The 10,289-nt window shown below is 37.2% G+C and carries 9 protein-coding genes; 1 reads left to right on the forward strand and 8 read right to left on the reverse strand.

Annotated elements, in window-relative coordinates:
* The first annotated feature begins 995 nt into the window (after nucleotides 1–995).
* Nucleotides 996–1,217, forward strand: a complete 222-nt coding sequence (infA, locus tag HCUR_RS04430; RefSeq protein ID WP_104206936.1) for a translation initiation factor IF-1 — start codon at nucleotides 996–998, stop codon at nucleotides 1,215–1,217.
* A gap of 152 nt (nucleotides 1,218–1,369) precedes the next feature.
* Here infA and HCUR_RS04435 read toward each other — a convergent pair whose 3' ends face one another.
* The 8 genes from HCUR_RS04435 to HCUR_RS08605 all read right to left on the reverse strand — a co-directional run.
* Nucleotides 1,370–3,841, reverse strand: coding sequence for a UvrD-helicase domain-containing protein (locus HCUR_RS04435; protein WP_104206937.1), 2,472 nt, complete (start codon nucleotides 3,839–3,841; stop codon nucleotides 1,370–1,372).
* A gap of 53 nt (nucleotides 3,842–3,894) precedes the next feature.
* On the reverse strand, nucleotides 3,895–5,181 hold the full coding sequence (locus HCUR_RS04440; protein WP_104206938.1) for an MFS transporter: 1,287 nt from the start codon (nucleotides 5,179–5,181) through the stop codon (nucleotides 3,895–3,897).
* Between the two features lie 145 nt (nucleotides 5,182–5,326).
* Nucleotides 5,327–5,908 (reverse strand): ribosome biogenesis GTP-binding protein YihA/YsxC, encoded by a 582-nt coding sequence (gene yihA / locus HCUR_RS04445; protein ID WP_104206939.1) that lies wholly within the window; start codon nucleotides 5,906–5,908, stop codon nucleotides 5,327–5,329.
* A gap of 7 nt (nucleotides 5,909–5,915) precedes the next feature.
* Nucleotides 5,916–6,071, reverse strand: a complete 156-nt coding sequence (locus HCUR_RS08600) for a hypothetical protein (RefSeq protein ID WP_165780753.1) — start codon at nucleotides 6,069–6,071, stop codon at nucleotides 5,916–5,918.
* A complete protein-coding gene (yidC, locus tag HCUR_RS04450) occupies nucleotides 6,064–7,734 on the reverse strand; it encodes a membrane protein insertase YidC (RefSeq protein ID WP_165780754.1) in 1,671 nt (556 codons plus the stop codon). Before yidC ends, HCUR_RS08600 begins: the two co-directional genes overlap by 8 nt.
* The gene (locus HCUR_RS04455; RefSeq protein WP_104206941.1) at nucleotides 7,727–8,113 is read right to left on the reverse strand and encodes a ribonuclease P protein component; all 387 of its coding nucleotides are present in this window, start codon (nucleotides 8,111–8,113) and stop codon (nucleotides 7,727–7,729) included. Before HCUR_RS04455 ends, yidC begins: the two co-directional genes overlap by 8 nt.
* An 18-nt stretch (nucleotides 8,114–8,131) precedes the next feature.
* Complete coding sequence (rpmH, locus tag HCUR_RS04460; protein ID WP_104206943.1) at nucleotides 8,132–8,266, reverse strand: 50S ribosomal protein L34; 135 nt, start codon at nucleotides 8,264–8,266, stop codon at nucleotides 8,132–8,134.
* 1,559 nt (nucleotides 8,267–9,825) lie between these two features.
* Nucleotides 9,826–10,289, reverse strand: a 464-nt coding sequence (locus HCUR_RS08605) for a hypothetical protein (protein WP_165780755.1), incomplete at its 5' end; no start/stop codon positions are given.

The following is a 10,289-nucleotide window of genomic DNA, read 5'->3' on the forward strand; positions in this document are numbered from 1 at the left end:
AATCGCGGCTCTAAAAGACTCCATATGCGATCTGGCATATCATGGCGTCGGTGAGCGCCTATCATAAAAACCTTTCATTGATTCATTCTATATCTCATGCCAGTATAGATTGATTCTCGTGACGACACACTCTAGGGTTTCTGGGGTATTGGTTAGGAACATCTCCTCTACCCACCCCTGTACTGACAGAACTCGTAAGCAATCTCATGGCTTCTAAAGTGCCTGTAGGTCTACTTTTTGCACCCCAATCCTGTTTTCCGTAATAATGCTGCTCTTTTACAAAATATCCGTGAGTTCTTAGGATATCATGCGCAAATCCACGTTCATCAATGGGAGCACTCCATTTTTCTTTGCTTTTTAATTCATTACGCTTTTAGTACAATACAGAGCTTTTTTCTGGATCCTCTTTGGAGGATTTAAGATTTTTTTATAGCGAGCCCCAAGACGTCTGAGAGCTTTCAAAATGCCAATAGTGCTAACCCAAAAGCGCTTCGCTCGCTCTGGCTGATAAGCATCAGGATATATCGTGTGATATCGTGTTCTAAACAGTCCATGTCTATTGTTCTGGCTGGCTTATAGCGAACTAAGTTCGGTTCTAAGCGCGTACTCCATCTATAATCTGCTGACCTATTTCAAAACGTTTACTAGAGTCTTCATCGCTTCCTCCTTCTTTTTTCTTAATTCATAAACCTTTACGAAAAAAATCTAATGAATACGACATCTTTGAATATCTTCTCTTTTTTTCTATTATAAGAATTCTATAGTTAGTTAGCTATAATTAAAAATAATTTATAATACTAAAAAGAACGCATCCTTGTAAACTTAAATAAGCGTTTATTTAAAAATATTTTATAGAATATTGATTTGATATAATAAAATGATGCACAATTTATGCTAAATATTTTAACAAAAATCAGAAATATTTTCTATTTAAGCACTGGACAAAATTTCTGGAATTCTTTATACTTTCTTAGCAAGACTCGTGTACGTACGGTATGACAAAGACAGATATATTAAAATTTACAGGAATTATTTTAGAATGCTTACCTAACGCGAGGTTTTCTGTTCAATTAGACGGCTCCAATCAGATTGTAAACGCATATATTGCTGGAAAAATGCGTACTAACCGTATTATGGTATCCGTAGGAGATAAAGTGTTGGTGGAATTTAGTCCTCATGATTTGTCTCAAGGAAGAATTCGTTATCGAGAGCGGTAATTAGAGCAACTAATGATTGTAAGTTTTAATAGAAGTAAAAAATTATCTAATTTTATACGCGTTAACATAAAAAATTATTTTTTTAAATAATTTCTTAAGAAATATAAAATAAAAAAATTCTTTTAGCACTATACTTTTGATTGATGAGGGCTTTACCCGTATCGTAGTACCCGTTTTCCTTTTGTGGTTCCAATATCTAAATCCCATTGTACTGATACGCCTAGCTTAAGTAACGCACTATGAATATCCTGATAGGGCTGAGAATCTTTTAAACTTGAGCAGTATAACCGTTCTTGAGCTCGCGTCATTGCCACATACAAAATTCTTCGATGCTCTTCATCTTGACGTCTGGCATAATGCTTGTACCACGGATCTTCATTATCTGTTAAAACATTAAGTTTCCAAGGTCCCTCTGGAGTGTACACAAAGCTATCTTTTCCCCGAACATCCATGGAAAGATCCGGTATAATCACTACGGGAGATTCCAGTCCTTTTGCACTGTGTATGGTGAGTAATCCCACACCTTTTTCTGTACTGTGTTTAAAAGTCAATGTGTCCAAAGACAGCATTTCAATCCATTGACTCCACCCTTTTCCTTGTTCTTGACAAAAATTAAATAACAGTGCAAGAATTTTGTCTAGGATGGCCATCGCATTAGGCCAGGCTGTATATCGTGCTCGAAGCCAGGGAGTGTATATCCACCAATGCATAAATTGAAAGGGAGTAGTTTGAAAAAAAACTTTTTTCCACTGAGCCAAGGTTTCAACATAAGTACTCCAGGGCTCTATTTTTCGAGACTCAAGATGTTCCCAAAGAGATTTTTTGTTACGATGGAAGATCTCCACAGCAAGTAAATCTGCTTCGCTGACACCAAAGAGAGGACTCTTAAAAAGGTGGACCAAACTCCAATCATCTTGAGGCGCTAGTAGCCACCGAATCAAAGCCAGAATATCTTGTACCAATAAAGTATCTTTCAGAGATTTTTTGGAGGTTTCACGAATCCAAAGTTTTTTACTGCTTAGCGCTCGAGAAAACGCTTCATATAAACTACATCGCTTAGATACTAAAATTAAAATATCTTCTTTTTTAATGGAACGTCCTGTACATTGTAAGACTATTTCCTGAGAAATCCAGTTTTGAATACGTTGCACCCACATATGAGCAATAAAAGTACCTGAAGACTTTCCCGCTGGAGGCTCCAAAAGGGGTAAAAGCTCTACAAGTCCTCCCTGTCGATGCGAAGGGGCAGTATGAGGTTTAAAATCCATAGCGTGATCTGTACGAAAAACTTCATTAATAACATTTAAAATACAACTGTAAGATCGGAAAGAATGCGTAAGATGTACACTGTAAAACGAAATTCCATTCTGCTCTAAGCAGGCTTGGAAGTGTTTTTTTGTTTTGTAAAATTGATCTAAATCTGCCCCCTGGAATCCGTAAATACATTGTTTTGGATCCCCCACAACAAAGAAGGTTTTTTGAGGATGTGTATTCCATATTTCACTTAAAAGACTCAAAATTTTCCATTGAGCTGGACTAGTATCTTGGGCTTCATCTACTAATACATGATGAATTTTTTGGTCTAATTGACTATAGACCCATCCCATATAATGAGGATTTTGAAGTAAATCAATAGTCTTATGAAGAAGATCTGAAAAATCTAAAAGACCGCGTTCCTTTTTATATTGGGTATAATGATGATAAATTTCAGAAAAAATTTGACAAAAATCTTGAGTATCTTGCCATGCAGAAAAATGTCGTTCGTGACGCAATGTACACCATAAGTTTTTTTGTGCTTCTTCAAGCCATTCTTTTAAATAAGACGGCACTTTATTTGGAAGAAGCTTTTTCCGAGGCATTCCTTGTTGAGTAAGAAAAAAAGCTTGGTAATGGGGATGATCCCAAGAAAAATTCAACCCCTTCAGCTTAACACTATATTGAGGCCCTAAGTATTCAATGAGTTGAGCCAATCGATTTGGGCATAATACAGGGGGAGGCGATGCTTGAGGAGGGCGGGAGTGCTGTGTAGGAAAAATCACGTCACTTGCTCTATGCCATAATGCTTTCAGATGAAGAGTGATCTGGTTCAACGTGTAGCGCGCTGCAAGACGTCTGAGTGCAGATTGAACCTCTAAAGAAGCTGGGTAAAAGACGGAAAATACCCGTTCTTGCTGTTGGTACCACACAGTAAGTCCCTGATGTTCATCTAAAATTTTGAATGTTCCAGGTAATCCTGCCTCTAAAGGAAACGTATGTAAAATGGTTTGGCAAAAACTGTGTAATGTTTGAATGTTTAAAGAAGTATCCAAAATTTGGGACCATAATTTTTGAGCGCGCTGTATCTGATCTAAATTCGGAGCGTGCCCTATACACGTCTCTAATATTTCTTTGCATTGCTCTTGAGAGCACATGATGTCTTCCAAAAGGCTGTACAATCGCTGCATCATCTCTTTCCCAGCGTGTTGAGTAAAAGTCAAGGCAACAATACGTTCGGGGCGTACTCCTTCCAGCAAAAGTCGTAACAAACGATAAGTAAGTACAAAAGTTTTTCCTGTTCCTGCAGAAGCATGAACCCAAACATGATGGTGTGGATTGATCGCGCTATACTGAGCTTGCGTTAACATGAAATAATGTAGTAGATAAAATTTTATACATGATCAAAACACTGTACCCTAAGTTAACAATTTTTTTTCACAGGAAGACTAGAATCAGCGTAGGGCAAAAATACTTTTATAAAGGGAAGAAACAATAAAGAGATAATTACGGGAATACACACCGCAAGAAAAGCAATGTTAGGAGAATAACACTCCCATACTGTACCCATAATAAACCCGTTAGAAATAAGAATTGCTGTTCCAGAAATAGAAAAAAATACACCAAACCCAGTACCTTGTAGGTGAGCAGGCATACTCGAAGATAAAAAGGCCATTAAAGCCCCCTGTAAACTATATTGTAATCCGTAAAAAAGAACTCCCAACAATACACCCCATTGCCAGTGTCCCAAAAATCCAAAGCTCATCATAGCACTCAAGAGTAATAAATTGCACAGGAAGACCGTTCTTCTACGGTCCCCATAGTCTGATAACCATCCTAGCGGGTAAGAACACATGGCACACAAAACGTTTTGAAAGGTCATAATCATGGCACCTAACTGTCCTGGATGATTTAAAGGAATTCCTAGAAATTCTGTGGGGTTTTTCAGTGCAGCAAAATTCATCATAAATGCTCCACTAAAATAGCCCATTTTTAAAAAAAAAATACATAAAATAACTTTCCAAAAGTTCCAGGGCAGTTGTTTTAAATCTTGAAGAACCGCAGTCCAAATGTCACCAAAACTGCGAGTACTGGGAGAGTGGTTTAAAAATTTCACTTCTTTTACACCAAATAATAGCATTACAAAACTAACGCAGGCTAGGAGACCTGAATATAAAAAAATTTGTTGAAATGTAACGCTTTTACCGTAAAAAAAGAATAAAAAAATTAATAAACTAGACCCGAGAGTAGAGCCAGTCATCCCCAACGCTTTGTTTAATCCGTAAAATTTTCCCAAAGATTTTACTGGAGCAATATCCGCAATCAACGCTTCTCGAGGACTGGCTTGAATGCCGTTTCCAATTTTTTCCACAACTCGAGCAAACACCACGGATTCAAAACTGGAAGCTGCTGCCAACAATAACCTTGCAATAGCACAAATACCGTACCCTACCAATAAAAATCGTTTTCTACGTTTTACAACGTCACTAAGCAGTCCTGCTGCGGCACGGCATATGAGAGACAACCCTTCCACCACTCCCTCAAGACGTCCAATAGTACTTTTTTTAAAAGATAAGAAAGGTAAGCAAGTAAAAACGATCACAGAAGAACAATTCAATAAAAACATTCCTAAGCTTAAAATCCATAATGCCAAAGGAATACCGCAAAATAATCTAATAGAGTTTGTATTCAAAGTATTGGGTGTATTCATAATACTCCTTTAGAAAATCGAAAACGTTTTTTATTCGAAAGATAAAGTTTTTAATCTACTTATTAAGCCATAAGATTCAAATTTTTGAGATTAAGTCATAATCTGCTTAGTCTCTGCTCACACTGTAGAAACGAAAACCTCATATCTATCCTTTTTGTAGTGTATTTAAAATATGTGTGCGTAACTCAAAGACGCCCTCTCCGGTGGTAGTACTAGTTTTAAGGTGATGTATTTCGCCTGCATTTAACTTCAATAGCCTTCGCTGAGCAGAAGATATGCAGTCAATTTTTGTATAGAGACATTGTAGGGGAATTAAAGATTTTGTTAAAAAATTCATTACTTCTATATCTTGTGGACCGACATCTCTTCTACTATCCACAAGTATAACAACAAGAGACAAACTAGTGCGTGTCAGTACGTATTCTAATACATTTTTATGCCACATGTTTTGCAAAACTTCTGGAACGCATGCATAACCATAGCCAGGTAAGTCCACATAACGTACTCCTTCTTGGACCTGATAAAAATTTATACTTTGAGTACGTCCCGGAGTCTTTGAGACTTTGGCCAAGTTTTTTCGCTTCATAAGTGCATTAAGTAACGAGGATTTTCCCACGTTAGATCTTCCCCAAAATGCAATCTCTTTTCCTGAAACGTCAGGCCAATCTTTAGGGTGAAGAACTCCTCTCAAGAACCGACAATCTGACGCATACCTCTTGTTTAACATATTTTTCTTAAACTTCGCAAAGGGAAAACATGAGTTCTGAAATACACTGAACTCCTTTCACTTCTAAGCCTTGGTCTTCTGGAAGGAGCTGAATTCCTCCACCAATATCATTTTTACGCCGCCCTACACGGTATACACTATATCTTCCATATTTTTTATGCATTATCTCCCACCAATTTAAAATATCGAATAAAATATTGCTGCAGTATTGTTAATATATTGTTCCAGGTCCAGTAAATAATCATGCCTACAGGAAAGCGGGCCATCATGTATACAAAAAGTGCTGGAAGTCCATAGCTTAAAACCCATTGCTGAGACCGATCTAAAGCAACATTTTGAGCAGCAGCAAAACGTTGCTGAAGAATCATAGTTGCCCCCATAAGTAAGGGCCAAACACCGATAGTCAGAGAAGAAGGTAAGTCCATAGGAATTATACCAAATACCGTGAAAACAGAGGTGGGGTCTGGAGCAGACAAATCCTGAATCCATCCCCAAAACGGTGCCTGGCGCATTTCAATAGAAATAAAAAGAACCTTGTATAAAGCAAAAAACAAAGGGCACTGCAGTAACATAGGCCAAATACTGGAAAAGGGATTAATTTTTTGAGCACGATACAATTCCATAATAGCTTGGTTGAGTGCTATTTTATCTTCTTTAAATCGTTCTTTCAACATTAATAACTTAGGCTGCAAGCGTTGCATGGCGGCAATAGAGCGAGCACTTTTTACTGCCAAGGGAAAAAATAATCCTCGAACACACACTGTTAGCAATAAAATAGCTACTGCAAAGCTTCCCAAATAGGTTTTGAAAAAAGACAAAATGTAAAACACAGGTTTTGTAATAAAATAAAACCATCCAAAATCTACTGCTAGGTCAAATCGTTGAATTTTATGAGTGCGCTCATAGTAGTCTAAAATTTTTACTTCTTTAGGTCCTAAAAATACATTTTGTACCTGAATGTGAGATTCTTTTGGTAGTACTGGAACAAATTTTTGAGCTAAAGTCATACAATACATTCCGTCGGAATTTTTTTCTGACCATCCTTCTACCGACTGGGAATCAAAATCTCCTACCAACGCCACAAGCCAGTATTTATCAGAAATTCCACCCCAATTTGCTTCTTTGAATTTACGAGACCGTTTTTCTAAATCACTATACGGTATATTACTTAAAACACGATTACATACCGCAATAGGTCCCTCATAAGACAACCAATGATCTCCAATTTCCACAGGACTTTGACGAAAAATTTCTCCTTTGCACCGCACAAAAAGAGTACGAGAAGTGGCGTTTTTTATTGTCTGAACCACTTTTAGCATGTATTTTTTGTCTAAAGAAAATTTTTGTTCAAACTCAATGCCTTGAGAATTCTTCCATCCTATATTTAATTCGTTAGAGGAACCACCTTTTTTTACACTCCATACTGTATCTTGAGTCGGCAAAATAACATCTTTTTCTTTTACTTCCCATCCCATACGAACCCAATATCCATGAGGTGTACCATAAGGACGCAACAAACGCACCGGAGTATCTTGGACTGTATTTTCTTTGTAATTCTTGAGGGAAAAATCATCTAGAAGAGCCCCCCGCAACCGAATTTTTCCTTCTACGAACCTATTGGAAAGTATCTCACGATCTTCTTTGAGGGACTCGTCCTCAGAAACAAAGCATGCAGGGGGAGCTTCAGGAGAAATGGGGATCTTACTCGCCTTATCTACCAAACTTTGCGAATTCGGCTCAAATTTTGGCTTGATAAACATCTCATACCCTGCCCATACCAAAACGCACGCACCAAAGGCAAGTAAAATATTTTTATACTCACTCATTGACATCACCTTGGCGACTAATCTGCGTTTTAAATGGAACCGAAAGTATACTACGGAAAAAATTTTCGAAAAGAATTATTAAATCAGAAAATCTTAAAAATATCACGCTCTGGTTTCTGACGATGCATACTACATTAATAGGATATTGTATAAGAGAGTTCACCAGAAAAAAACAATGCCGTATGCGACGCTTAATTTTATGACGTGCTACAGAAGAAAATCCAAGGCGCTTAGAAATTACTACACCAAATTTCACGCTTTCCTCCCCCAGCATCCAACGAAAAACTAAACCTAAATCACGCTCTTTACCAAATTTACTTACCTGAGAGCTTTTCTGAAAGGAGACCAGATTTTTTCTTGAAAGTGGCTCTAAACGCATCGTCAACAACCTCTCTTTTTAAGCCGATAACTTTTGACGACCTTTTCTACGTCGCGCGGCGATGACGCGCCTTCCTCCCACCGTTGCCATGCGAGACCTAAATCCGTGTCTTCTGCTTCGAACCAGTCGACTAGGTTGATATGTTCTCTTCATAAGTAAACCATTATTAAATTCTATATCACACCATTCTAAGACCAATACTTTAAAAAGTAAAGTCTTTTTTTATGTGTACAAGGCAACATAGCTTGAGCCTAGGCTGATACCTTAGAAAGTTAATGGAATGTGAGAAAATAAAACACATTTCTTTCAGAGTGTAGGTTTGCCTTCAAGAATACTTTTTTAGCACAGCATTGTTTAGAGTTTTTTGCATTCCCCAAACAAACAAAAAGCAGCACAGCTCATTGTGAATATTTCAAAAAAGTGTTTGAAAAATGAATGTAAGATATGAGTCCACTCATTGAATAAGAGAAACTGAACAGTATGAATTAAACTCTTAAATAAATATATTTTTATGATAAGCGTGCTCTTCATTATCTATAAGCTGTACCCAGTAAAATGCGTCGAGGAATGCACTAAAAAAGGAAAACGTGCATATACGTCTTTAAGTGGAATATTCTTTAAATGTTTTTTGTCACGCCCAAAATGATAGCTAGTGTTTTTCAAAATGTTAAAGGCTTCGTTTTGAGTGTTTCAACGCTTTTTTCCAGCTCACGACCACTCGTGAATTGTCGAAGCATTTAAAGTGTTTCCTGTCACATAACGGTTTCGATAAAGTTTTTTCTTTTATTCTGGAGGTGCTATCATTTCAAAACAATTAACGATTGGCATTTCTTTGTTACTCTATAAAGAAACTTGATTTTCCAATCCATACTGAGAAACGCGGTGTTTATTTCTGTTTGGTTTTGTTTTTTTACGCTAGTAACGTTTTCCCGAGTGAACTTCAAGGTTATCAAAAAGTTCGGCCAACTATCTAGCTGTCTTTCTCTCCAGTGAGGAGCCTAGATTTTTCGAAAGCTCGGTCCTTCATTCCATAATGACTTAAGTAATTTGTCAAAACCATTCTCATTCTGCCGCTGTGGAGCTTTATACTCAAAAATTTTGGGTGAAAATGGCACCCATGTTCAAAGAAATTTAGGTAGTGCTACTATCATGGGCTTTGTAATGGCTTATCTCAATGGTATATATTCGAAGATTCATGCTCGATTGTCCCGCTACCTCAGATAATCCCCTGAGAAATAAAGTGTAGGATACTTTGGACGAACTCGAATTCCTTCTTTTAATTATGTATTGCCTCCATAGACTGATGCCATTATGTCATTATAACTGGGAAAATCTTGACGTCTCAAAATAAGTAAGCGGTTTGTTAGATTTTCTGTGCACTCTGAGATCTGTAAGAAAAAATTTAGATCGCTTTTCTGGATGCGGAATACTTTTTGTATACGTTACGTTTACTCCTTTACGCTCGCGCACACCATACTTATGCGAAGCGTCATTGAAAATACATGTTTGCATATCAAGAAACGGTGAAATCTTTCTACACTAAAAATATAAAATCATCTTTTTGCAGCACTGAAAATTAGCTTGATCACAATCTAGGAAGCTGTCTCGTAACTACACTACCTAAACTGCATTTAGGAAGCTTGCCCAAGACAAGCTTAGGAAAAACAGTTGAAAAAAACATCGTATTCTTATTTCTAAAGCAGTACTGTAATTCAAGTTTTTTTTCGTTTGTTAAGTCGGGCGTTGAATTTTTCTGTTTGTTCGTTAAATATAGTATTTATCGTCTTATTTTTAGTGTTAGTGTTTTCCTCGTGTTGTTTCATTAAAGAATCCGCATCCTTTGAAATATCGTGTTGATTGAGGGTTTTATAAATTTCTTGTTTTTGTTTATATACAGATAAGTTGGATGCTTTATGGAGGTGGGATGTAGTGTTTTCATCTGCAGAGGGTTCGACATCACGTTGTGAAGAAGCACTTGGAGTGGAGGATGTAGAAACGGCCTGATTTATTTCTTCTGCTTCCTGGGTTTGCGGTGCATTACTCTTATTTAAAGAGGATGAGGCTACATCTTGTGAAGAGAAAATTGTCTGCTTTGTTTGTGCTGTTGCCGGGGATTGAGAGGTATTGTTCTCTTTTGAGACGGGTAAGGCTAAATCTTGTGCAACAGAAGTATCTT

The sequence above is a fragment of the Holospora curviuscula genome, assembly GCF_002930195.1.
Classification (GTDB): Bacteria; Pseudomonadota; Alphaproteobacteria; order Holosporales; family Holosporaceae; genus Holospora; species Holospora curviuscula.

Excerpts from the sequence above, each read along its gene's own strand:
- infA (WP_104206936.1), top strand. The coding sequence starts at position 996 with ATGACAAAGACAGATATATTAAAATTTACAGGAATTATTTTAGAATGC.
- HCUR_RS04435 (WP_104206937.1), bottom strand. The coding sequence starts at position 3,841 with ATGTTAACGCAAGCTCAGTATAGCGCGATCAATCCACACCATCATGTT.
- HCUR_RS04440 (WP_104206938.1), bottom strand. The coding sequence starts at position 5,181 with ATGAATACACCCAATACTTTGAATACAAACTCTATTAGATTATTTTGC.
- yihA (WP_104206939.1), bottom strand. The coding sequence starts at position 5,908 with ATGTTAAACAAGAGGTATGCGTCAGATTGTCGGTTCTTGAGAGGAGTT.
- HCUR_RS08600 (WP_165780753.1), bottom strand. The coding sequence starts at position 6,071 with ATGCATAAAAAATATGGAAGATATAGTGTATACCGTGTAGGGCGGCGT.
- yidC (WP_165780754.1), bottom strand. The coding sequence starts at position 7,734 with ATGAGTGAGTATAAAAATATTTTACTTGCCTTTGGTGCGTGCGTTTTG.
- HCUR_RS04455 (WP_104206941.1), bottom strand. The coding sequence starts at position 8,113 with ATGCGTTTAGAGCCACTTTCAAGAAAAAATCTGGTCTCCTTTCAGAAA.
- rpmH (WP_104206943.1), bottom strand. The coding sequence starts at position 8,266 with ATGAAGAGAACATATCAACCTAGTCGACTGGTTCGAAGCAGAAGACAC.